Here is a 23,900-nt window from a genome sequence, read left to right as displayed (position 1 = left end):
GCGCTTTTCCTTTTCTAGGATAGAGCAGATCCTGTTTTGACAATCCTAATTTTCCATGATGGATCCAGTAGTAGATGGTAGAAATTCCCACGTTAACGCCCTTAGCCTTGACCATCATTTCAGGCGAAAATTTTTGGTTATGATAGTGGAGAATCTTTTCCTTTAGTTCCTTGGTCAATCTTGATTTCTTGACCGAGCGCTTGCGATTATTTTCATAAGACTGTTGAGCATAGTCGGCAGAATAAATCTCTTTGAAGCACCCTTTTCCAAGACATTTTCGGACTGTCCTACGCTTAATTTCAGTGTGGATAGTTTGAGGAGCTTTTCCAAGTAGAGAGGCAATTTCTCTATTTGATTTTCCTTCTTTTTTTCCATCGTTCGATTAAGCGACGACTATCGATTGTCAAATGTTTGCCTTTTGTAGTATAATTGTCTTGCATCTCCGTGACTTTTAATCATTTCAATCTTAAATTGGACTTTTTTTTACTTGGGTTGTACTTAATCTATAAGGAAGACAAGAAAAAGAGTATCAATCAAGTAAAGTCACAAAGTCACATTAGCTCCGAGCAAGCATTGCAAATCGAGGTACTCATACAATGATTAAAATATTTCTCTCTGCCTTTTCTGTCATTCTCTTTGCTATCCCTATCATAGCTTATTCTTTTTTTCCATCTTCTAATCTTAATATTTGGCTATCTACCAGACCTATCTTGGCACAGATTTATGCCTTCCCCTTAGCTACTGCAACTATGGTTTCTATTTTAAGTTTCGTATTTTTTTCCCTATCTTTTTACAAGAAAAATAAACAAATACGGTTTTATTCTAGCATCTTGCTCTTACTATCGTTCATATTACTATTATTCGGAACAGATAAAACCCTTTCTTCCGTATCAAATAAGACTAAAACCTTAAAATTAGTAACTTGGAACGTCGCTAATCAAATAGAAGCACAACATATTGAGCGAATTTTTAGCCATTTTGATGCCGATATGGCTATATTCCCTGAACTAGCTACCAATATCAGAGGTGAGCAAGAAAACCAGAGAATCAAACTATTGTTTCATCAAGTTGGACTTTCTATAGCCAACTATGATATTTTTACTTCTCCACCTACTGACAGTGGAATAGCTCCTGTGACTGTGATTGTCAAGAAAAGTTATGGTTTCTATACAGAAGCTAAAACTTTCCATACAACACGGTTCGGGACAATTGTATTACATTCGAGAAAACAAAATATACCAGATATCATTGCTTTGCATACTGCTCCTCCTCTGCCAGGTTTAATGGAAATCTGGAAGCAAGACTTAAACATCATTCATAATCAATTGGCTTCAAAATATCCAAAGGCTATTATTGCAGGTGATTTTAATGCAACTATGCGTCATGGAGCACTTGCAAAAATAAGCTCTCATAGGGACGCATTAAATGCACTTCCACCTTTTGAAAGAGGAACTTGGAATAGCCAAAGTCCAAAACTTTTTAATGCAACAATAGATCATATCTTATTGCCTAAAAACCACTACTATGTTAAAGATTTAGACATTGTAAGTTTTCAAAACTCTGATCATAGATGTATTTTTACAGAAATCACATTTTAATTATTTTATACTCTTCGACAATCTCTTCAAACCACATCAGCATCGCCTTACCTTAGACATATGGTTACTNNGCTAGCTTCCTAGTTTGCTTTTTGATTTTCATTGAGTATTATATAAAATCACCCCTCTAGTGTTCATAAACTAGAGGGGGAATTTGTATCATACTATCGTTTAACGCACTTCTGCATTGATTTTTTCTTCGAGAGACGCTTGGATTTTTTCCATATATCGTGCGACTTCTTCGTCCGTTAAGCTATCTTCTGAATTTTGGAAGGTCAAGCTATAAGCCATGGACTTCATACCAAGTCCCAATTTCTCACCTGAGAAGACGTCAAAGAGTTTGATATCTGTCAAACGTTTCACGCCGGCAGCTTGGATAGCATCTACAACTTCTTGGTGAGTGACTTCTGCCTTGAGGAGTAGAGCCACGTCACGGCTGACTGCTGGGAATTTGGTGATTTCCACAAATGGAGCAGCTGGCTGAAACACTGCTTCGATAGCTGAAAGATTGAGCTCTGCTACATACGTTTCTGGAATATCATAAGCCTTAGCAGTGACTGGATGCACTTGGCCAAGGAAACCAAGAACTTGGTCACCGAGTGAAATCACGGCTGTTCGACCTGGATGAAGGCTAGCAATCTCAGATGTTGCTGTATAAGTTACTTGGAGTCCCAAGCGAGAAAATAGCGCTTCAAGGATTCCCTTAGCATAGAAGAAATCAACTGGAACTGCTACTGTTTGGAAATCTTTTTCTGCAACCAAGCCTGTCAAGGCAAAGGCAAAACTGTTGATTTCATTTGGAAGTTCTTCTTTTGGATTGCCTGTTTGTTCAAAAACTTTTCCAATCTCATAAAGGGCCAAGTTTTTATTCCTACGAGCCACGTTGTAGGCAACAGTATCAAGGATACCTGAGATCATATTTTGACGGAGGACAGAACGATCCACAGTCATGGGCCACATGAGTTCAGTAAGGTTACTTGGTTGAGCTGTGAACTCAACTGCTTTTTCAGGAGTTGTTAGAGCATAGGTGATGATTTCAGTCAAACCTGCTCCTTCAGCAATCGTACGAACTTGACGTCGAAGTTTTTGTGTCGCAGTCAATTCACCAGCTGTACCGTCATCTTTTGGAAGGCTGGTTGGCAAGCGGTCATATCCATAGATACGAGCGATTTCTTCAAAGAGGTCCGCTTCGATGGTGATATCCCAACGGCGACGTGGGACGCTGACTGTAAAGCTATCTGCATTTCCAGAAAGGCCAAAGCCAAGACGACGGAAGACGTCTTCTACATCAGTATAAGACAGATCAGTTCCGAGGACACGGTTAACATCAGCAAGAGTTGAAGAAACTTCCACATCAGAGGTATCAAGCTCACCCGCTGAAACGATACCTTTACGCACCGTCGCACCTGCAAGTTCTGCAATCATGCTAGCTGCCGCATCAAGGGCTTCATTAACAGTTGCCACATTGATGCCTTTTTCAAAGCGAGAAGACGATTCTGAACGAAGGTTAAGGCGACCGCTAGTCTTACGGATAGATTTGCCATTGAAAACAGCAGCTTCAAGGACAACACTACTAGATTTTTCAGAGATTTCTGTTGCTTGACCACCCATGACACCTGCAAGAGCTACTGGCTTGTCTGCGACAGTGATAACTAAGTCATTCACGTCCAAGTCACGTTCTTCACCATCTAAAGTCACTAATTTTTCACCAGCACGCGCTTCACGCACACGGATGTCTGTCCCTTCAAAGGTATCCAAGTCAAAGGCGTGCATAGGTTGACCAAAGTAGAGCAGGATATAGTTGGTCACGTCCACTACGTTATTGATTGGACGGATACCTTCATTCATAAGAATGTTTTGCAACCATTGTGGACTTGGTGCGATAGTCACATTGTCCAAGATACGAGCGGCATAGTAAGGCGCCTTGTCTGTCTCAATGCCCACAGAAAGAGCATCTGCTGCAGCTTGGTCAGTTTCTGAAAGAGTAAATTCTTTAAAGTTGACTGCCTTATCATAGATAGCTGCCACTTCGTGAGCCACCCCACGCATAGAAAGGGCATCTGCACGGTTGGGTGTGATAGACAGTTCGATGATTTCATCATCCAAGTCTAGGTATGAGAAGACTTCCTCACCTGGAACGGCATTTTCTGGCAAAATTTGGATGCCATCTGCGAATTCCTTAGGCACAACTGAGTCAGAAATTCCCAATTCGCCAAGCGAACAGATCATTCCAAGTGACTCTAAACCACGGATTTTTCCTTTTTTGATTTTGTAGTTGTCAGCGATGCGAGCTCCTGGAAGAGCCACCATAACCTTGATACCAGCACGCACATTTGGGGCACCACAGACGATTTGACGGGCTTCTTCTTCGCCAACGTTAACCTGACAAACATGAAGGTGAGTTTCTGGCACATCTTCGCAGGACAAGACCTCACCGACGACAATTTTTGAGAGACCAGCAGCCGGTGATTCGACACCTTCTACCTCGATCCCTGTGGTTGACATTTTTTCAGCCAACTCCTGTGATGGCACATCAATGTCCACCAATTCTTTTAACCATTTATAAGATACAAGCATAATTTAGTTCTCCAGAATGACCATTGCCACACTGGTTCTTTTCCTTTCCTATCATTTCAATAGAAGAATCCTCTTCTTACCTTAATTTCTTTCGCAGTAACCAATCCGTATCTACTTTTTGACCAACCATAAAATGATGTTGGCTAAATTTTTCAAAACCATATCGATTATAAAACGCTTGAGCTTTTGTATTATGCTCCCAAACACCTAACCAAGCCCAAGAAAAACTATTTTTTGTAGCAAGTTCAAGAGCAAATTCAAACAGTTGCTTACCTAGTCCAAATCCTTGGAATTTTTGTAGCACATAGAGGCGTTGAATTTCAAAAGCGTCCTCTAATTCTCTCTCAGTTTGAGCACTTCCCCAGTTGACTTTGAGAAAACCAGCTATCTCCTCTTCATGCATAATGAAATAGGTTTCGGAGTCAGGATTTTCCAACTCAGTTGATAAAACTCTCAGACTATAAGCCTCTTCAAAGTATTCCTGTAACTGCTCTTCCGTATTATCATGAGCAAAGGTTTCACGAAAGGTTTGTTTGGCAATTTTAGCCAACACCTCAACATCTACCATTTCTACTTTTCTAATCATTATTTAAACTGCTCTGAGAAGCGGACATCTCCTTGGTAGAATCCACGGATATCGTTGATTCCGTAACGGAGCATGGCTACACGCTCTTGTCCAAGACCAAAGGCAAATCCAGAGTAAACAGTCGCATCGATACCACTCATTTCAAGGACACGTGGGTGAACCATACCGGCCCCCATAATTTCGATCCAACCTGTTTTCTTACATACGTTACAGCCTTCTCCACCACACTTGAAGCAAGAAACATCCACCTCAACAGATGGCTCTGTGAATGGGAAGTAAGAGGGACGCAGACGGATTTGACGCTCTTCACCGAACATTTTTTGCACAATCAACTGAAGGGTTCCTTGAAGGTCAGCCATAGAGATATTTTTCCCAACTACCAAGCCTTCGATTTGGTGGAATTGGTGACTGTGGGTCGCATCGTCCGTATCGCGACGGAACACACGCCCTGGTGAGATCATTTTTAAAGGACCTTTAGAGAAATCATGGGCATCCATAGCACGCGCTTGAACTGGAGACGTGTGAGTACGGAGTAAGATTTCTTTTGTGATATAGAATGTGTCCTGCATATCACGGGCTGGGTGGTCTTTGGGAAGGTTCATACGTTCAAAGTTATAGTAGTCTTGCTCCACTTCAAAACCATCCACGACTTGGTAACCCATCCCAATGAAGATATCTTCGATTTCTTCACTAGTTTGTGTCAAAACGTGACGGTGACCAGTCGCAACTGGACGACCTGGAAGGGTCACATCGATACTCTCGCTTGCTAATTGAGCTGCAACTTTCTTTTCTTCCAAGAGCTTAGCAGTTTCTTCAAAAGCTGCTGTCAAGACATCACGAGCTTCATTGACGTGTTTCCCAATGATTGGACGCATCTCAGCAGAAACATCTTTCATCCCTTTGAGGATTTCAGTAAGCGAACCCTTTTTACCAAGGACAGAAACACGCAAATCTTGCATCTCTTTTTCATTTTCAGCAGTAATCTGCTTCAAGCTAGCCAGCGTTTCTTCACGAAGCGCTTTTAATTGTTCTTCAATAGTTGACATAATTCCTCCATCAGTCTCTCGTAGATAAAAAGAAAACCACATGCCAAAAACTCCACTCGGAGCGTTGACACGCGGTACCATCCGTTTTCATCTGACAAGTCAGACCTTCATTTCTAAATCCATGCGCAAGTGAATTCACCCAGCTTTCATATAGAGAGCTTGCAGTCACGGCTCTCCTCCCTGATATACTTCCCTTGGGCTACTAGTCTTGCAGATTCCTATTCAATTACTACTTAGTTTATCAGATTTTTACCATTCTTGCAAGACCTATCTCACTTCTGCTTGTTAGATGTGATTCGAACATGAAAATGGCAACAGCCTCACTAAAAAATGAAAATCATACATAGAAATTTTTAAAAGTTTTCTCTATCGTAAACCTGCCACTAGTTCAGAAGCTATACTAGCTGATTCCAAACGTAATATGGTCATTTCATCTACCTTACCTAATAATGGCATTGCACCATACCAAACAATGGTCTTGTTTACCAAAAGAATAGGCGTGACTATTTTTGATTGAGTAAAAGATACTTTAATTTTCTGGCTCTTCAACTGGTCTAGCCATGCTTTATTTGCAACCGTCTCTGGTATACATATCTCAATTTGACTAATCCTAAATTCTTTTAGAAAATTCATCAGTTTTGTCTGGTGCACATAAGGTAAAATAAGCAGACATTCCTGTCTTTCCCCTGCTAAGTCCTCTCTCAACACCTTCTCATATCTACTATCAACATAAACGAATTGTTTCTCCTCACCCTCGATGACACGATAATCCATCTTTCGATAAGCTACTTGTCGTTTCTGAAACATCTTTTCTAAATAAGGAACATGAATATCCACATAATCGAAAATACGCACCAAAGACTTATCCTTGTAGTTTCTATGAATCCGACCTGCATACTGAATTAAATTATTTTTCCAAGAAAAGGGTGCTGCCAAGATAAGCGTGTCCAACTGAGGTAAGTCAAAACCTTCGCCAATGTATTTTCCAGTAGACAACAAAACAAACCCTTTATCTAACTGTTCTAACGTCTCCAGTAAACTCGTTCTTTCTCGGACTTTGGTTTTTCCGCTAATAATGTAACAGTCATCAACCTCTTTCTCTTTCAATAACTTTTCAAAGACATCTATCTGTTGAATTCGATTAACTAAAACCAAGATATTCCGTCCTTCTGCCACTTGGGCTAGAATATCCTTGAGAATCAACTGATTCCTCGCTGAGTCAGTAGCAATCCAATCACTAAGTTGTATAAAATTACTTGCTTTGGTCTTTTCAATCTCCAAATGACCAAAAGAAGTGAATCTTAATTGCAATTGCCGTTTAAAATCCGTTTCCCTCTTATCAGCAGTATGGAGTATCTCACCAATTCTCTGAAAAACAATAGGCTCATGACCATTCTTACGCTCAGGCGTAGCCGTCAAACCGTAAAGATACTTCCCTCTAAACTGAGCAACAACTTTTTCAAACATCAAGGCAGAGACATGATGACACTCATCCACAATCATCATCTCATACTCATCCAAAAGACTTTGACTATTTTCCAACTTAAATAGAGATTGAATCATAACGACATCAACCAGTTTACTCAGCCATTTCTTAGTCCCACCGTACTGTCCAACATAGCCGATTACCTTTTCACGACCTGATGCCGTATAACGGATAGCCTCCTCCTCTTCGAAAGTCAAAAAGCAGTTTAAGCGATCTAGCCATTGGTCTAAGAGTTGCTTATTATGGACTAGAATAATTGTTTTTGTTTTCCGTTCAGAGATAAGAGCAGCACCTAAAACGGTCTTCCCAAAACCAGTCTCCGCATGAAGTAAACCATTTTCTTTAGAAGTCATATCTGACAGGGCTAACTCTTGCTCAAAAGTGAGTTCTCCCTTAAATTCCACGCTAATAGACCTTTGTACCTTTCTCCTATCTTCCACAGATACCTGCTTAAATTTATCTTGCAATGAATACAGCAAATCTCTTGGCAACCATAAATAATGATCGGATTCTCCAAATAAATACATTCTCTCAGGAATTTGATAGGTTGGCTGTCGCATAGCCTGCTTTAAATAAAATTCGGGATTAGAAAATGAAGCCATATTTTTCAAGAAAAACAGTGTCTTGGGTGTCACAGACGATTTTTCAAGTTGGATCATACTGGATAAGACGATCTTCAACTCCTTGTCCAATTCTTGCTTGCCTAACTCTTCTTGGATTAACAGTGCCACTTTAGCAGTTGAAACCCTCTGAATTTCTTGTAGATACCTCCATTGGTCTTCATAAGGCTGAAACTGTTCATCCACAAAGACCGTTCGCCCTTGATGGTAATCTTCTCCTTGAAAAGGCAAGGCAATCAAATTTCCAAATCCCCCCTTAGGAAGGACATCCTGATTTGGAAACATGCGATCAAAAGAATCAAAGGACAGTTGCATACTTTCCTGCATTGCCAGTTCTATCAGTTTCTTTCCAAACAAGCGAGCCTCTCGACTCGGAATCGCTTCCTCAAAGAAGAACCAAATATGGAGTCCGTGACCCGAACGAGAAATCTCTAAATGGGCTTCCATCTAGCGTTCCCTGGCTATTCTTCGAATGGTTAAACCAGCTTCTTTCCAATCTCCTTCATCAAAATCCAGTACCAAAAAATGACAGCTATCATCTAAGTGCATAGGAAAGATACCGATAGCTGTCTCCCCACGAAAATGAGATTTCAAAACGGAATCCGTCAATGTCTGGAAACTCCGTTTTTCAGGTAGCAACTGCTTCCAACCATAATCATAGGAAGGAAAATACTGAATTTTCCCTTGATCATTGATAAAACTCTTAGCATAAACATCATAACGGCCAGCAAACACAGAGGTAAACAATTGTAATTTTTCTTGCGTCGTCAAGCGACTACTTTGAAGTTGGAACATCTCCTCGAACTGAGAGCGTTCCATCACAAACTGACTCTTGTCTTTAAGACGTTTACACAAGAAAAACTCACTATCCCCATCAAAAGAAGAAAAGACATCAAGTACTTCTACCACAATTCCATCCAAAGACACAAAAACAGCCATAAGAGTCACCTCCTTGATTCCTATAGGCTGATTATAACAAGAATAGCTGAAATTGTACACGAAAATAAAATCCGAATAGCACTCATTTTGTATGCGACTAATAGTCCATCTCGCTCCGGAATGTACGAGGTAAATAGAGTTTAAACGAGCAGTCTATAAAATTCAAAAAACGCATATTATCAAGTGACCTAAAACTTTGATGATATACGTTTTCTTGTGAGAATATTTACTTCATTTTTTCCTAAAATTCAATGTTTACTCAGTATTAGGATTATGAAAAATCGAGGTCTAAATCTAGATACATTTTTTCTGAAGACAAATCATTTTGACCACCGAGCAAGAGATTTTCAAAAAAAGCTGTTAAAAACTCAGGACGTCGCTGTAAAATCTTTGCATTATCTAATACCAAGGCATCACGAAAATACTTGGCATGTTGCTGAAATGGTGTATTATCAATATCAAAACCAAACTCACGAAGATACTGAATCAAAAAGACCGTTACTGTCCGAGTGTTTCCTTCGCGAAATGGATGAATCTGCCAGATTCCTGAAATAAAATGCTGGATTTGTTTAACCACATCCGCCTGAGTTAGTGTCGCATATGCAACTTGTTTTTCCTGATTAAAATCATAATCCAAGGTCATTTGAATCATGGAGTAATCAGAGTACACAACACTTTCACCATTCAAAACAGGTTCATTCTTTGTGATATTGGTCTGACGAAATTGCCCCACCGGAATAGAGGGTTCAAATATATCTTGAAACAACTCCTTATGAATAGCAAGTAAGGTCGCAGGACTAAAGCTAAAGCCTCTTCGAGACAATAGTTCTACAATACGTAGAGAAACCAAGTCTGCCTCTTCCGTACTTGCATCAATAGTATGGTGATAAGCCGTTGCATCCTCATAAACCTGCTCGTAAGTCAGTTCACCCCGGGACTGTTTCTCAGCCAAAGATTCCATATACGCTGATGGCACTAGATTGTCAACTTTCTGCAGACCAAAACCTATCCGCCATAAGTCACGCTTAGCTTCATAAGACAAGTTTGGGTTGTCAATGTTGTAAGTTGGTTGCATAGAAATATCCTTTCAATTGTTTTTCTGTGTCATCGGTAAATGGTGAAATTGGGGTGAACTATAAAAAACATTCATAATAAGTTCTATGAAGAAGTAATAAAAGAGTTATACTCAACATCCCATGCACTCATTTGTAATGCCTTTTGGATGAATGGTTTGATTAAATGAATAATTCTAGCTTGCATACTTATCAAACTCATAGGATACACCACTCTGAACTCGTTGGTTTGTTCAAATCCCCCAACACCTGAGAAGAAACTGCAATGTTGTACTTCTCAGAGCGGTTCGAACTTAGAGGGGTTGTTGTGTAGTGAGCTGGTTTTTAATCAAAGCTATAAAATTTTAGTATTTTAATTTTAACTGACTAAATTATTATTCTCTATAAATTCTATAAATTTTTCAGGGGGATATTTAAAAGATTCAATTCCATAAAAATCTTCTAAAGCCCTAAAATTTTCAACTTTATAAGGTGACTTACCACTTATTTTTGCCTGATGTTGTCTAATTTCATTTAAATGTCTTTTACCTTTTTGTGATTTAACTACAGTAACTGTCACTATTTTTTTATAATCAGTTTTTTGCAATCCATAAAAATTTTCTAGTAGGAACAAACTCGATAATATTTTAGCTCTAACGTTAGCATATGGAATATTTTTTGAATTCTTAAACTCTATTAAATATAATTTACTATCAGCATCTACAGGAAGAAGAGGCAGAATTGTATCTACAGATTGCCATTTATCAAAGCTATGTTTTTTAAAAATAATTTCTGAAATCTTATCAAAATTATAACAAGTATATTTAGAGTTTACCAAATTATAGTTAGAATCAGAATCATATGAGCAGGTTTTAATATCGCTACGACATTCAGAAAATCTAATATTAAAATCATGTAATATAGAGAAAATTATTTTACTCACCATCAAAATCCTCCGCTAGCTCCTCAAGGCGATTTAAAGGAACATACATTTGCTCATAAATCTTATCAATCGAGTCAGTAACATCTTCAATAGAACTATTAGCAAGATAATACTTAACAGAATCATTTGTATCATTTTTTTTGCTAAATATATCAATCGCTTCAACTAAATAAGGACTATGGGAATTGATTAAGATATGTAATCCAAATTCTTTCTGAAGTAATACTATAATTTCAGCAAATTTCAATTGCCATTCTGGATGTAAATGGACTTCTGGTTCATCTAAAATGAGTGTCCCATTTTCTCTAATCACACCATTTTCTAAAAGAGATTTAATTAAATAGAACGTTTTCATACCTGAAGAATAATTGATTATATTAAGTTTTTTTTCATCTTCCTCATCTTCTGAACTATTAACAATATCAGTCTTCAATATATGATTTATTTCATTAAACACCAAATTTAATCTGTCAGTTATCTTAGCTCGTAATGTGTAAGTGTTGTTTCTTTCATCTCTAAGCTGCTCCATTAAATGAGCATTATGATCCAATTTTAAATCAATTTTATTTAAAAATTCATTTAAAAATTTAGTTGAAAATTTATTTAAAAATTTAGTTGAAAATAAATTTTCAACTATTGCAGCAGCATCATCTATGTATACTACATCTGTTTTAAAATTTATCAATTTATCTGCAGTAGCTCTATTTTTGTTAACTTCAACATTTATTTGTTCATCTTTTATTCTTAAAGAAATTAGTCCTGTCAATGGGTCGTATATATTATTTATTTGATTATGAAATTCATCAGTTAAATGAGCAGTTAAAATTTGGTTAAAGATAGATTGGTCTGACTGAGATAAAATTTCTTTTATATTTTCAGATAAAACATTTAGGTCCAAATCCTTAATATTTAATACAAAGTATTTTGAATTTCGTTTATTGAATTCATTAATTGATTCAATGATACTCTTCTTAAGGGATTCATTATTATGTTCACTATAATTTTTATCAAGAAATATCAATAAATTTTTTGAAATGATTTTTGTCAATTCTGTATAAAGGAAACTCGGAACGATTCTTCTAGCAATCCCTATTTCAGAATTATTTTTACGATTCATTTCGATATCAGAGAGATAGTCTTCTAAAAAATCATTAATTGCTTTAGTTCGATCGTTAGAAATTTTTTTTATAACATCATAATTGGCACTAAATATTGAAAATAAAGAACGACTTATTGTACTTTTTCCAGTGCCATTTTGACCTGCAATAACTGAAATTCCATTTATTTCAATTTCTGCATTCTTTACATTACCTATATTTTCTATTGTTAGTTTCATATATATTCTCCTTTCACCATGGAGGCAGTACTATCAGTTTAACACAAACTACATAAAAAAGCAGGTGTGAGGTGTAAATCATCTTCCAAGTATATCTCACTTCACACTACTTCACCAACTTCTTCATATCATCAATACGTGCAACTGTCGCGTCGTATTTGGCTTGGTAGTCGGCTTGTTTGTCGCGTTCTTTTTGGACGACTTCTGGTTTAGCATTGGCGACGAAGCGTTCGTTAGAGAGTTTCTTGCCCACCATATCTAGTTCTTTTTGCCATTTAGCCAGTTCCTTGTCGAGACGAGCCAGTTCTTCTTCGACATTGAGGAGGTCTGCCAGTGGCAAGTAGATTTCTGCTCCTGTGATGACGCTTGACATTGCGAGTTCAGGTGCAGGGATGTTTGATGCAATTTCCAAGTGTTCTGGATTTGTGAAACGTTTGATGTAGTTGACATTGCTGTTAAAGAAGGCTTCCAAGTCACTATCGCTAGTCTTAACAAGGATTGTGATTGGCTTACTTGGTGCTACGTTTACTTCCGCACGCGCATTACGAACGGCACGGATCAAGTCTTTGAGACTTTCCACACCAGTGTGAGCCGCAAGGTCTTCAAAGGCTAGATTAACAGTTGGGTATGCAGCTGTCACGATAGAGCCTTCTGAGATTTGTCCAAAGATTTCCTCTGTCACGAATGGCATGATCGGGTGAAGGAGACGAAGAATCTTATCCAAAGTATAAAGGAGAACAGAACGCGTGATGACTTTCTCTTCTTCGTTGTCACTATAAAGGACTTCCTTGGTCAACTCAACATACCAGTCCGCAAACTCATCCCAGATGAAGTTGTAGAGGATGTGTCCAGCCACACCAAACTCAAACTTGTCAAAGTTGGCAGTTGCTTTTCCGATGGTTTCATTGAGGTTGTGGAGAATCCAGCGATCTGTGACATTTCCAGCTTCCTTGTTGGCAACTTTTTCCACATTGGCAGTTGCTTGCTCAAGGGTCAAGCCTTCATTGTTCATGAGGATGTAGCGAGAGATGTTCCAGATCTTGTTAATGAAGTTCCATGAGGCATCCATTTTCTCGTAAGAGAAGCGGACGTCTTGACCTGGTGCAGAACCGTTTGAAAGGAACCAACGAAGGGCATCGGCACCGTATTTCTCGATGACATCCATTGGGTCAATCCCGTTACCGAGAGACTTAGACATCTTGCGTCCTTGCTCGTCACGAATGAGACCGTGGATAAGCACGTTTTGGAATGGTTGACGGCCTGTGAATTCCAATGACTGGAAGATCATACGAGACACCCAGAAGAAGATGATGTCGTAACCTGTTACCAAGGTTGAAGTTGGGAAGTAACGTTTGAAGTCTGCTGAGTCGACATCCGGCCAGCCCATAGTTGAGAATGGCCAAAGGGCAGAACTGAACCAAGTATCCAAGACGTCTTCGTCCTGAGTCCATCCGTCACCTTCTGGAGCTTCTTCGCCAACGTACATTTCACCCTCAGCATTGTACCAAGCAGGGATTTGGTGACCCCACCAGAGCTGACGAGAGATTACCCAGTCGTGGACATTTTCCATCCATTGGAGGAAGGTATCGTTGAAACGAGGTGGGTAGAATTCAGCCTTGTCCTCTGTGTCTTGGTTGGCAATGGCGTTCTTAGCCAAATGGTCCATCTTGACGAACCATTGAGTAGACAAGCGTGGTTCAACCACAACACCAGTACGCTCTGAGTGACCAACACTGTGGACACGTTTTTCAATTTTAACGAGGGCACCGATTTCTTCCAACTTAGCAACGACTGCCTTACGAGCTTCAAAACGGTCCATGCCTGCAAATTCGAAGGCTAAGTCATTCATAGTACCGTCGTCGTTCATAACATTGACTTGTGGCAAGTTGTGACGTTGACCAACCAAGAAGTCGTTTGGATCGTGGGCAGGTGTAATTTTCACGACACCAGTACCAAACTCAGGATCTGCGTGCTCATCACCAACGATTGGGATCAATTTATTAGCGATTGGAAGGACGACGTTTTTACCGATCAAGTCCTTGTAGCGTGGGTCTTCTGGATTGACCGCAACCGCAACGTCCCCAAATATGGTCTCAGGACGAGTGGTCGCAACTTCAAGGGCGCGAGATCCGTCTTCCAGCATGTAGTTCATGTGGTAGAAGGCACCTTCGACATCCTTGTGGATAACTTCAATATCAGAAAGGGCTGTGCGTGCAGCTGGGTCCCAGTTGATGATGAATTCACCACGATAGATCCACCCTTTCTTGTAAAGGTCCACAAAGACCTTACGAACAGCTTTTGACAAACCTTCGTCAAGAGTGAAACGCTCACGAGAGTAGTCTACAGAGAGCCCCATCTTACCCCATTGTTCCTTGATAGTAGTGGCATATTCGTCTTTCCATTCCCAGACCTTGTCGAGGAATTTTTTACGACCTAGGTCATAACGTGTAATGCCTTCTCCACGCAAGCGCTCCTCAACCTTAGCCTGAGTGGCAATCCCAGCGTGATCCATACCTGGAAGCCAAAGGGTATCAAAGCCTTGCATGCGTTTTTGACGGATGATGATATCTTGCAAAGTCGTATCCCAAGCGTGACCAAGGTGAAGTTTCCCAGTTACGTTTGGTGGCGGAATGACGATTGAATAAGGCTTAGCCTTTTGATCTCCTGAAGGCTTGAAAACATCAGCGTCAAGCCATTTTTGGTAACGACCAGCCTCAACCTCGGCTGGATTGTATTTAGGTGAAAGTTCTTTAGACATGTGTGTGTCCTTTCTAGTTAATATCTTTAAATAAAATTAGTATGTAGAAGATATGCCTTGATTCAGCACATCTGATTTTTTCAGTATCTTCTATTAGTAAAAAAGAAACTGTATAAAAATTTTACATTAACTTTCTCTCATTATCTTCAGAATATGTTTATCAAAGTCCGATATAATTTTTTGAGTTCGGTTAAATTTTTCATACTCTTGGATGGCTTTTGAGTCTGCTTGTTTCTTGGAAATGCTGCCTTTTCCTTCTAAGATTTCATATTCATTAAAGGATAGAAAGCGATCAATACTATCTGCCAATCCTCGCATTGTAAACGTATTACGGCGCTCAACTAAACCCTCGATATAATCAAAATAGGCTGTAACAGTTCGCTCTAGTTGTCGAATTTCTTTTTCTTGCAAATAATTTTTGGCTACCGTTACATCTGATTTGAGCACTCGTCCATCAGGTGCATGTTTCCAAGTAGTTAATCCCATTTTTTCTTTACTAGCATCAGCTTGCTGATAGATAATTTCTGCAGCCGTACTTCCAGTAATTGCATAATGAAATTTATTTTGCACCATAGCATAGAAGTTTTTAGTAATATCCGAGTTTCGATCATAATCTATGGCACATTCGGCAAAGATATCCGTAATTTGTTGATAGATTCGGCGCTCGCTAGAACGAATAGAGCGAATTCGTTCTAAAAGTTCACGGAAATAATCTTGTCCGAAAACTGTCTGTCCTTGTTTCAAGCGTTCATCATTCAAAACAAAACCTTTGATGATAAATTCTTTCAAGGTCTTGGTTGCCCAAATTCTAAATTGAGTAGCCTTGCTGGAATTTACGCGATAGCCAACTGAAATGATAGCATCCAGATTGTAATATTCAAGTTCACGTCGGACAGTTCTATTTCCCTCTTGTTGAACCTGTGCAAATTTTGCACAAGTTGACACCTTATCCAACTCACCACTATCATAAATGTTTTTTAAGTGCTTTGTAATGACACTTCGTTCAACTCCAAAGAGCTCTGCAAGACCTTTTTGAGTCAACCAAAGATTTTCATCTTGTAAAAGGATATCTAGCTGAACGTCGCCATTTGGTGTAGTATACAGGATGAAATTAGAAATTTCATTCAAGACAATTTCACCTCCCCCCTTCCATAAACAATTACTTCTCTTTCTTAAACTTTATGCCGTTTTCTTTCAGCTTTTTAACGGTTACAGGACCAATTCCCTTCAAAGCGAGAACTTCTTTTTCAGTCCATTTTTTGAAATCTGAAGATGTACGAATCCCATTTTCAACAAAGATGCGAACAAGATCCATCCGGATTCCCTTCATTTTTTCCTCGCTCATAAAGGAGTACCAGTCTGTAACCTGGGATAGATTTCTTAACACACTGGAATGATTCGAAAATACTGGTTTACGACGGAATTTCTCGGCTTCTTTTGTTAAAAATTCTGTTAAGATAATATTTTCTTGTAAATAGTCAAGCAGAGGATACAAACTAGCTTGTAGCGATTCAACTGAATTTGGACAATAGCATTCTTGTTCTTCAATGTCTAAAATATTGAATTGCCAGTCTTTCTCTATGAAGAATTCAACAGCTTCATCATTGATTTCCACTAATTTTGCAAATAGCTGACTGGCTTCCTCAATTTTTCCTTGAGAAAAAGCAGAGATGATGGCATGAATAAGGATGGTATCATCCCGCTTTCCTTTATTTAATTCTTCACAATAGAAACGTTCAACCTTTAATTCCTGACCAGTAATATGATACAAGGAAAGCATACAGAAGACAAAATTAGGAGGAAAACGTTCTGGTCGCTTACTTAAGTATAAGTTAACCAAGTCCAAAGCCTTAAAGTAAAATTTTTCTGTCATATAATATTCAATCAGAAACATCAGAGCAGACAGGATAGGGCGAGCTTCAAAATAATTCCAACTATTGTATCCGTTCATTTTCCATTTTTCTAAAACTAGAACTTCAAAATCCAGTACTTTTTTAAAGGTTGGTAAATCAAAATCTTTAACTTCTGATAAGAATAAGTGAAAATCAGCCGCAAAATAATCTGGATTGATCTTTAAAACTTGCTTTAACAGTTTATTTCGCTTTTGTGTATTTGGAGTATGCATAGCTTCTCTAAATAAAGCGTGATCCTGATTCCAATCAAAAGTCCTATTTTTTAGTTGGTAATTGATTAGCTGGACATCTGGATACTCTCCATGTTCATCAGCATATTGCATCACTGCTGTATGTAGTTCATCGAAATTTTGAATTTGTCGACGTTCTACAAAAGTTGGTTTTTTAGCCATTATTTCTGTCCAAGCAGCCTCTTCTTCAGAAATAATTTTGATATCCAACTTTTGCTGGCGTTTTAATTCTTTTTTTCTATTTTTCTTTTTAGCCATCTATTTTCTCCTCTAACTCATTCTTCAATAGACCCGACTCAACTGGCTTAGATATCCTTTGGGACTCAGCTACAGGCTTGAATGGGAAATCTCAGTTTCTTTGTGATTCGTTTACTTTGAAAGTTATCCCCAAGCGTGACTAAGGTAGAGTTTTTTCCAGTTACATTTGGTGGTGGGAATCACGATTGAATAAGGCTTAGCCTTTTGATCTCCTGCCGGCTTGAAAACATCCGTATCAAGGCATTTTTGTAACGACCAGCCTAAACATAGGATGGAGTGTATTTAGGTGAAAGTTGATTAGACATTATTTTTTCTCCTTTTATGAATATTTCTTTTATATCTACGATTTATTAATACACTGTGCATGTTGTCACGATACACGTAATATCCATTATGGGTGTTTAAATAGAAATACTGTAATAACCAAATTATAGCCTTCCCAATAACTAATGATAATATGAAACAAACGAAAATAATTATAGTTGAGGCAAATAATTCAGACATCCAATCAGCTGCGGGAGTTATAAATTCGACCAATTTCATCTTAATCTTTAAACCCCAAATAATTTCGGTTAACTTTGGAATAATACTCAACATTAATAGAGTAAGAAAACTATATAGTTGAGTTCGATAGAGGTGTCTATCCATTTTCTCAGTTCTTATTGGTTTTTTCTTATATTTTTTTGTATCAAATTGAGAATTTATTTCTCCAATTAGACTAGGAATTAATATTGGCAAAAACCAGGTTAAAGCATTTATTAATTCATTTTCAACTTGATTAAATATTGCTAACAACAATATACAGATTGTTCCAGTTAGCCATGATGCTATTACTTCTTTGGTATCTTTTGCACCATGTCTAATTAGATTATGAATTCTCCACCAGAATATTAAATAAAGCGCAATAAATGAATTAAATATAAAAATGTCAGTTATTAAATCGGAATGAAAATCAATAGCTTTAGAAATAAAGTAATAAATATAGATATAATACCATAAAAACGAAATAATAAGCATCGTGGCATATACATTCCACAGTGTCTTTCCCTTTACGATATCTATTTTATTAACTTTTTGAAATATCTTGATTGATCCTACAGTTTTTATAACAGATAATACAAATGGTAATATTAAAAGTATTACAATGATAATCCAGTTATTTATGTGATTTTTACTTATGCCATAATTAATAAAAAAATATTGAGATAAGTTGATTAAAGTTGATTCAACTAGATTTAGGTTATAAAGAATGTAAGTCAAGATTCCGCAAAATATTCCATCCCATGCGTTCATAAAAGCTAAAGATTTAGTACTTTTAGTAAGAAAAACTCTAAACTTATTAAATCGATTTTTATAGTTAAACACATATATTAGTATCAAGGCAAATTGTAAAATTATAACTAATTTAAAATCGGTAAGACAGAATACAATTAGAGATATTATTGGAAAATACGTTAGCGCATACATAAGTATTTTCCAAGTTTGAGCAAAAAGATTCTTCAATCTATTGTCAGTATTAAAATAATACATTAATTTCAATCTTTGCCTCCTAAATCTAATCTAAAGGTTGGTAAATCAAAATCTTCAACCTCTGATAAGAATGGGTGAAAATCAGCAGCAAAATAATCTGGATTGATCTTTAAAACTTGTTTTAACAGTTCATTTCGCTTCTGTGTATTTGGAGTATGCATAGCTTCTCTAAATAAAGCATGATCCTGATTCTAATCAAAAATCCTATTTTTCAGTTGGTAATTGATTAGCTGAACATCTGGATACTCTCCATGTTCATCAGCATATTGCATCACTGTTGTATGTAGTTCATCGAAATTTTGAATGGTCCGACGTTCTACAAAAGTTGGTTTTTTAGCCAGTAGTTCTGTCCAGACAACCTCTTCTTCAGAAACGACTTTGATATCCAACTTTTGCTGGCGGTTTAATTCTTTTTTCTATTTTTCTTTTTAGCCATCTATTTTCTCCTCTAACTCATTCTTCAATAAATCAAACTCTACCTCTGCTGTATTGGATATTCTTACGACCTCGGATACAGGCTTAAATGGGAAATCCCAGTTTCTTTGTGATTCGTTTACTTTGAAGGGTGTACTCCAAGCGCGATTAAGGTAGAGTTTTCCAGTTACATTTGGTGGTAGGAATCACGAACGAAAAAGATTGAGACTTTTGAACTTCTTGAGTCTTGAGAACGTCTTCATGAAGTTGTTTAGATATGTGTGTGTCCTTTCTCTATTGTATTCATTTTATTTTGAATTTGCTTAGCAGCTTCTTCTGCAGACAAATTCGTATTATTTATTTTAAAGTAGTGGTGCAACTCATTCGGTTGATATTGGGAATTTAATTGAAGTGTTTCAGCGGTCTCTAAAATTTCTCTTTCAGATACCTCAATATGCCGTTTTAAGGGTTTGTGCTTTAATCGATTCTCCGTTCGATTTCGACGTATGCACTCTTCAAGACTTGTTTCCAACTCAACAAAAAGAATCTCTTGATGATAATCATCCAACAAATTCTGAATTTGCTTTAAATACATCAGCTGATACTGATTTGAAAAATCAATTACATCTGTTAAAATTACTGATCGCTGATTTCTTGCACTTGCTCCAAGGAATGAAAAAGTGATTCCACGAACAAATTCCCACATTTCCTCTGTATAGTCCTGATAGATTTCTAGTGCAAAATCAATGGCTTGATGGTTATAAAAGAGGGTAGCATCTGTCAGTCGAGATAACTCTTGACCAATCGTCATTTTCCCAGAAGCCGGAGCCCCAATGATGAAAAGATGCATCAAATCACCTCCCACTCACTCCTCAGCAAGCCATATCTCAAATCATCACAGCGATTCCCTTGGGCATCTTTGCGGTCTCGGATACGAGCTTCGAGGGTAAATCCAAGCTTTTCCGCGACTCGTTTACTTTGAAGGTTATATCCAAAGCAAGTTAGTTCAATCTTGTGAAGACCCAAATCTTTAAAGGCTAAGTCAATCAAGGCAAGCGCTGCTTCTGGCACATAACCTCGCCCCCAATAGTCTGGGTGTAAGGTATAGCCGATTTCCAGCACATCATCTTCATGGCGATGGTTGAAATCGACAGAGCCAACGATCTTATCCGTTCCTTTGACGACAATCCCGTAGCCTGCTGGGAGATTTTCCTTTTGATTACGCTCCGGAAGAATGTGCTCCAGATAATAAATCTCATCTTCCAAGGTCTTGACTGGAGGAAAACCTGCTGGATAGGCGACCTCTGGCAAACTAGCGTAGGTATGGATATCCTCAGCATCTGCCACTGTACGAACTCGTAGGACGAGTCGTTCGGTTTCTAATCGTTCTGGTAATTCAGCTCTTGACATCCTTCACCCTCGCTTTCTTAATGAAGCTCCCCATAGGGTCTACTCGGTCATCTAAATAGCGATAAACGCGCTGGTGGCCATCCCCATAAAGTAAGTAGGTGCAAAACGGTCATTTCTAAAATGTCCCTTTTCATCCAAAAGTTCTGGGTCAACAAATCGCTCAACAATCTTAGCGAAAATATGACAAATTCCCTCTTCCTCATCAATCCTATCTACCTGACATTCTAACACGACTGGACAAAACTCTAAAATCGGTGCCTGAGTCCGTTCAGAAATCTCGTAGTCTAGCCCCAGGTGTTTCAATTTCTCTCTATGACTGATAAAACCAGCCTGCTCCATCTCGAGCATGAGATTTTCATCAGGGATATTCACGGTGAACTGTTGATAATGCTTAATCTGCTCAGTCGCATTTTCTTCAGCACCAACACCAATGACTAGCCAATCTCCCAAGCTATAAGAGGAGCTACAGGTCGTAATATTGTGTCCAAAATTCTGATCCTGATACCCCAAAATGAAGATAGGAAAACCATAATAGAGTTTACTTGTTTTAAAAGATTGCTTCATAACAAGCTCCTTTGACTAAGACGCAAAAGAAAATCCCTGCCATCTACATGACAGGGACGAATGTGTTTATCCGCGGTACCACCCAATTTCGGGCCAAGCCCGCATCTTTAGTCTTTAAAATAAAAAGACAGAAATATTTCATTTTTTCAGTCATTAGCAACCAGTTTTGACACATTTGTGGACTTCTCAGCGCCGCCACTTTCTGTAAAATGTAGGATTCAAAACACCTCTAATGGCTCTATTGTAGCAAGTTTTTCTCGGAAATGCAAGACTCAAGAAAAATTACTTGAACTTGATGCCATTTTCTTTCAATTTCTTGATGGTAGCTGGGCCGATTCCTTTCAAGGCAAGGAGTTCTTTTTCAGTCCAGTTTTTGAAATCTGAAGCAGACTTGATTCCTTCATCATAGAAAGTCTTGGCACGATCAAGGGGAAGTCCACCCAAGTTTGCTGCAAAATCTTCTACAGAATTAACTACTTTTTGAGCTTGCTCTTTGGTAGCTTCTACTGCTTGTTCAACTTTTTTAGAAACAGCCTTACCAGCTGCGCTTGCTGACTGTTCTGCACGCTTCACGACTTTTTTTGTCTCATCTACAACCTTAGTCACAGTACTTGAAAAGGCACCTGCACGACGGAGACTATTTCGTAATTGTTTTTTACGATTGAGTTTCTTTGACATGATAAAATCCTTTCAATAAAAAATCCCTGATCTGACAAGGATTTAATATAAATATTCTATCAAGATTTTAGTGAAAAATCAAGAACCTATCTCGTTTAATAATTTCGCTCACCAAACAAGCCTTCTGGCAAATCATGGAATCCCTTTCCTGCTTTGAAATTTTCAAACTTACCAAGCAAGAACTGATAAGCATCCAAACGACTTTCGTAGCGAATCATGGCATCTTTGGCACGTTCGTCTTGGTCTTCTTCGTAGACCTTTTGACTTTCCTTATGCGCCATGTCGTTGATCATGATTTGGGTATTGACCCAAGCTTCAAATTCCTTCATAAATTCTTGTTCGTAACTCATTTTTTCTCCTTATTCTAATCCACGGAAATAGTCCGTGTCAATCTCACGGTAGGGTTGAATATCCTGAACGTACTCCAACACACCTTGGAATTCTCCGTTTTCATCGTGCACTGCAGCGTAGGTGATGTGGACAAACTTACCTCGCGACTCAGACTTAATCCACATTTCATACTTGTCCTTGGTTCCCTCACGAAGCCCCTTCATGATGGTTTTGACCTTGTCCAAGTACTTAGGTGGATGACAGAGTTCGACATTGCGCCCAACTTGGGACGGTGTTCGTTTGAAAATCATCGCATCAGCTGGCGTATTGTCATTGTAATACTGGAAAATATCGTCTTTATTGACAAAGGTAATTTCCATGGGGAGGTGATTGAGGATGAGATTAGCCTGCTCGACTGAAAGATAGCCATTACCAAAAGACTGCTGACTATGGCGATCCAACACTGCTTCCTTTTCCTTAGGGGTAAAGGTAATGGTAAACTGTCCTTCTGGCGTATCAATAACCTGCTGAACTTGACCCTCTGCCGTATCTAGCTGTACAGGCTCCTCTTCACTCTTTTCCTCAACAAAACTCTGGCGTTCTGGCACCCATTTCTCAGACGGACGGATAATAGCATAGCCATAGGCATCGCTCTCCTCCGCAATCTGAAGCCAGTCATCCTGAGTAAAGGACTCAAGGAGAATCATGAGAAGGATAGATTCTTCCTTGAAAATCATACTTTCAAACTCTGTCGCAAAAGCTTCAAAAGCTTCTTTTACGCTGCTAATTGACACTTCTGGTAGTGACTTGGCTGTCGCTAAAGCTGTTTGAAAGAGTTCCCTGATCTGATCATCCACTCCCCACATAACTTTTGGAGGTGAATCGTGTCCATAGCGCTCCATGATGGGGAAGAAGAGCTCTTCCTTACGTTGGTAATGGATGTCAAATTGCCCCAAAAGACCCATCTGACGCACCAAGCCCTTGCGCATCTCCGCCAGCATTTCTTCATCTTCCATAGACTCATAGGTATCCAACAATCTCCGAATACGAATCAAGGCCGCACGGAGGGCTAGATTTTCTTCTTTGAAAATCCGAACTGGGTGACCTGGGTGCTCGGTATCTGCAACTTCGACATCCTTAACAGCATTTTTAAAAAGATTGGCATGAACATCACAGAGTTCCATGACATCTTCAAAGGTGACACCTGAGTCTGAGTTCATCAGCTCGTGCTCCATAAGGGAAATCACGATGGCTGAAACACCTGTAAAGGTCGCATCAAAGCGCTCCTGAACCGACTCAGGAGAGGAGCCATTATGCAATTCTAACAAAATATCCCGCAGGACATGAATTCGTTCATCTGCCATTAGTCTAACCCAATCACTTCGTAACCGTTTGCTTCCAGCGTGCGGACAATCTTGTCCATAGGAGTTCCTTCAAGCTTAGAACCTTGTTTGAGCGATACTTTACGACCAACTGTGTTGCGCATTAAGGGATTGGCAAGGGGGTTAAAACCCAACTCCACTAGAATTTCCAAGACTTCTGGATGCTTGTCCACCACTTCTGCAACGGGAATTGACACATCGATGATATTGTCCATGACGACCTCCTTTGTATGTTCTAATACTCAATGAA

Annotated in this window: 19 protein-coding genes and 3 pseudogenes; 1 reads left to right on the top strand and 21 read right to left on the bottom strand. The window is 38.7% G+C overall.

The genetic code is table 11. From position 1 onward, the window contains the following. Nucleotides 1–440 (bottom strand): annotated as a pseudogene (locus tag HT736_RS05630) (helix-turn-helix domain-containing protein); the annotation flags it as partial. A gap of 156 nt (nt 441–596) precedes the next feature. Between HT736_RS05630 and HT736_RS05625 the strand changes: the two are divergent. Beyond that, nucleotides 597–1,598 (top strand): endonuclease/exonuclease/phosphatase family protein, encoded by a 1,002-nt coding sequence (locus HT736_RS05625; protein WP_172930822.1) that lies wholly within the window; start codon nt 597–599, stop codon nt 1,596–1,598. 171 nt (nt 1,599–1,769) lie between these two features. Here the strand turns inward: HT736_RS05625 and pheT are convergent, their stop codons facing one another. The 20 genes and pseudogenes from pheT to HT736_RS05525 form a co-directional block, all read right to left on the bottom strand. Further along, nucleotides 1,770–4,175, bottom strand: coding sequence for a phenylalanine--tRNA ligase subunit beta (gene pheT, locus HT736_RS05620; protein ID WP_172930821.1), 2,406 nt, complete (start codon nt 4,173–4,175; stop codon nt 1,770–1,772). A gap of 76 nt (nt 4,176–4,251) precedes the next feature. Beyond that, on the bottom strand, nt 4,252–4,761 hold the full coding sequence (locus HT736_RS05615) for an N-acetyltransferase (protein ID WP_172930820.1): 510 nt from the start codon (nt 4,759–4,761) through the stop codon (nt 4,252–4,254). Beyond that, nucleotides 4,761–5,807: a phenylalanine--tRNA ligase subunit alpha gene (gene pheS / locus HT736_RS05610; protein WP_172930819.1), complete on the bottom strand. Its 1,047-nt coding sequence runs from the start codon at nt 5,805–5,807 to the stop codon at nt 4,761–4,763. The genes HT736_RS05615 and pheS overlap by 1 nt, the downstream gene beginning before the upstream one ends. Before the next feature lie 366 nt (nt 5,808–6,173). Next, nucleotides 6,174–8,852: pseudogene (locus tag HT736_RS05605) on the bottom strand (DEAD/DEAH box helicase family protein). Nucleotides 8,853–9,123: 271 nt separating this feature from the next. Beyond that, nucleotides 9,124–9,927: a Fic/DOC family protein gene (locus HT736_RS05600; RefSeq protein WP_023936623.1), complete on the bottom strand. Its 804-nt coding sequence runs from the start codon at nt 9,925–9,927 to the stop codon at nt 9,124–9,126. 356 nt (nt 9,928–10,283) lie between these two features. Next, nucleotides 10,284–10,850, bottom strand: a complete 567-nt coding sequence (locus tag HT736_RS05595; RefSeq protein ID WP_000253751.1) for a hypothetical protein — start codon at nt 10,848–10,850, stop codon at nt 10,284–10,286. Continuing rightward, a complete protein-coding gene (locus HT736_RS05590; RefSeq protein ID WP_000778677.1) occupies nt 10,840–12,183 on the bottom strand; it encodes an AAA family ATPase in 1,344 nt (447 codons plus the stop codon). The genes HT736_RS05595 and HT736_RS05590 overlap by 11 nt, the downstream gene beginning before the upstream one ends. Nucleotides 12,184–12,289: 106 nt before the next feature. Further along, nucleotides 12,290–14,941, bottom strand: a complete 2,652-nt coding sequence (locus HT736_RS05585; RefSeq protein WP_172930818.1) for a valine--tRNA ligase — start codon at nt 14,939–14,941, stop codon at nt 12,290–12,292. Nucleotides 14,942–15,067: 126 nt separating this feature from the next. Then, a complete protein-coding gene (locus tag HT736_RS05580) occupies nt 15,068–16,069 on the bottom strand; it encodes a virulence RhuM family protein (protein ID WP_001002884.1) in 1,002 nt (333 codons plus the stop codon). Nucleotides 16,070–16,100: 31 nt separating this feature from the next. After that, on the bottom strand, nt 16,101–17,342 hold the full coding sequence (locus HT736_RS05575) for a hypothetical protein (RefSeq protein ID WP_172930817.1): 1,242 nt from the start codon (nt 17,340–17,342) through the stop codon (nt 16,101–16,103). Between the two features lie 297 nt (nt 17,343–17,639). Then, on the bottom strand, nt 17,640–18,872 hold the full coding sequence (locus HT736_RS05570; protein ID WP_033606863.1) for a hypothetical protein: 1,233 nt from the start codon (nt 18,870–18,872) through the stop codon (nt 17,640–17,642). Between the two features lie 5 nt (nt 18,873–18,877). Beyond that, on the bottom strand, nt 18,878–19,033 hold the full coding sequence (locus tag HT736_RS05565) for a hypothetical protein (RefSeq protein WP_004237269.1): 156 nt from the start codon (nt 19,031–19,033) through the stop codon (nt 18,878–18,880). A 30-nt stretch (nt 19,034–19,063) separates the two neighbouring features. Continuing rightward, a complete protein-coding gene (locus HT736_RS05560) occupies nt 19,064–19,261 on the bottom strand; it encodes a hypothetical protein (protein ID WP_007284866.1) in 198 nt (65 codons plus the stop codon). Nucleotides 19,262–19,557: 296 nt separating this feature from the next. Continuing rightward, the gene (locus tag HT736_RS05555; protein ID WP_031222973.1) at nt 19,558–20,136 is read right to left on the bottom strand and encodes an AAA family ATPase; all 579 of its coding nucleotides are present in this window, start codon (nt 20,134–20,136) and stop codon (nt 19,558–19,560) included. Continuing rightward, a complete protein-coding gene (locus HT736_RS05550) occupies nt 20,136–20,696 on the bottom strand; it encodes a GNAT family protein (protein ID WP_050260924.1) in 561 nt (186 codons plus the stop codon). Before HT736_RS05550 ends, HT736_RS05555 begins: the two co-directional genes overlap by 1 nt. Further along, nucleotides 20,683–21,260 (bottom strand): annotated as a pseudogene (locus HT736_RS05545) (flavin reductase family protein). Before HT736_RS05545 ends, HT736_RS05550 begins: the two are co-directional and overlap by 14 nt. 282 nt (nt 21,261–21,542) lie before the next feature. Beyond that, nucleotides 21,543–21,938 (bottom strand): helix-hairpin-helix domain-containing protein, encoded by a 396-nt coding sequence (locus HT736_RS05540; RefSeq protein ID WP_000038630.1) that lies wholly within the window; start codon nt 21,936–21,938, stop codon nt 21,543–21,545. Between the two features lie 95 nt (nt 21,939–22,033). After that, complete coding sequence (locus HT736_RS05535; RefSeq protein WP_000119707.1) at nt 22,034–22,288, bottom strand: DUF1912 family protein; 255 nt, start codon at nt 22,286–22,288, stop codon at nt 22,034–22,036. Between the two features lie 9 nt (nt 22,289–22,297). After that, nucleotides 22,298–23,632 carry a DUF438 domain-containing protein gene (locus tag HT736_RS05530; protein ID WP_172930816.1) on the bottom strand — a complete coding sequence of 445 codons (1,335 nt, stop codon included), beginning with the start codon at nt 23,630–23,632 and terminating at the stop codon, nt 22,298–22,300. Continuing rightward, nucleotides 23,632–23,865 (bottom strand): DUF1858 domain-containing protein, encoded by a 234-nt coding sequence (locus HT736_RS05525; RefSeq protein WP_041171405.1) that lies wholly within the window; start codon nt 23,863–23,865, stop codon nt 23,632–23,634. Before HT736_RS05525 ends, HT736_RS05530 begins: the two co-directional genes overlap by 1 nt. Between the last annotated feature and the right edge of the window lie 35 nt (nt 23,866–23,900).

This window comes from Streptococcus sp. 339, from assembly GCF_013277285.1.
GTDB classification, from domain to species: domain Bacteria; phylum Bacillota; class Bacilli; order Lactobacillales; family Streptococcaceae; genus Streptococcus; species Streptococcus pseudopneumoniae.
Note: the sequence above shows the minus strand (reverse complement) of the source record. Positions and strands in the feature narration are given on the sequence as shown.

Excerpts from the sequence above, each read along its gene's own strand:
- HT736_RS05625 (WP_172930822.1), top strand. The coding sequence starts at position 597 with ATGATTAAAATATTTCTCTCTGCCTTTTCTGTCATTCTCTTTGCTATC.
- pheT (WP_172930821.1), bottom strand. The coding sequence starts at position 4,175 with ATGCTTGTATCTTATAAATGGTTAAAAGAATTGGTGGACATTGATGTG.
- HT736_RS05615 (WP_172930820.1), bottom strand. The coding sequence starts at position 4,761 with ATGATTAGAAAAGTAGAAATGGTAGATGTTGAGGTGTTGGCTAAAATT.
- pheS (WP_172930819.1), bottom strand. The coding sequence starts at position 5,807 with ATGTCAACTATTGAAGAACAATTAAAAGCGCTTCGTGAAGAAACGCTG.
- HT736_RS05600 (WP_023936623.1), bottom strand. The coding sequence starts at position 9,927 with ATGCAACCAACTTACAACATTGACAACCCAAACTTGTCTTATGAAGCT.
- HT736_RS05595 (WP_000253751.1), bottom strand. The coding sequence starts at position 10,850 with ATGGTGAGTAAAATAATTTTCTCTATATTACATGATTTTAATATTAGA.
- HT736_RS05590 (WP_000778677.1), bottom strand. The coding sequence starts at position 12,183 with ATGAAACTAACAATAGAAAATATAGGTAATGTAAAGAATGCAGAAATT.
- HT736_RS05585 (WP_172930818.1), bottom strand. The coding sequence starts at position 14,941 with ATGTCTAAAGAACTTTCACCTAAATACAATCCAGCCGAGGTTGAGGCT.
- HT736_RS05575 (WP_172930817.1), bottom strand. The coding sequence starts at position 17,342 with ATGGCTAAAAAGAAAAATAGAAAAAAAGAATTAAAACGCCAGCAAAAG.
- HT736_RS05570 (WP_033606863.1), bottom strand. The coding sequence starts at position 18,872 with ATGTATTATTTTAATACTGACAATAGATTGAAGAATCTTTTTGCTCAA.
- HT736_RS05565 (WP_004237269.1), bottom strand. The coding sequence starts at position 19,033 with ATGCATACTCCAAATACACAGAAGCGAAATGAACTGTTAAAACAAGTT.
- HT736_RS05555 (WP_031222973.1), bottom strand. The coding sequence starts at position 20,136 with ATGCATCTTTTCATCATTGGGGCTCCGGCTTCTGGGAAAATGACGATT.
- HT736_RS05550 (WP_050260924.1), bottom strand. The coding sequence starts at position 20,696 with ATGTCAAGAGCTGAATTACCAGAACGATTAGAAACCGAACGACTCGTC.
- HT736_RS05540 (WP_000038630.1), bottom strand. The coding sequence starts at position 21,938 with ATGTCAAAGAAACTCAATCGTAAAAAACAATTACGAAATAGTCTCCGT.
- HT736_RS05535 (WP_000119707.1), bottom strand. The coding sequence starts at position 22,288 with ATGAGTTACGAACAAGAATTTATGAAGGAATTTGAAGCTTGGGTCAAT.
- HT736_RS05530 (WP_172930816.1), bottom strand. The coding sequence starts at position 23,632 with ATGGCAGATGAACGAATTCATGTCCTGCGGGATATTTTGTTAGAATTG.
- HT736_RS05525 (WP_041171405.1), bottom strand. The coding sequence starts at position 23,865 with ATGGACAATATCATCGATGTGTCAATTCCCGTTGCAGAAGTGGTGGAC.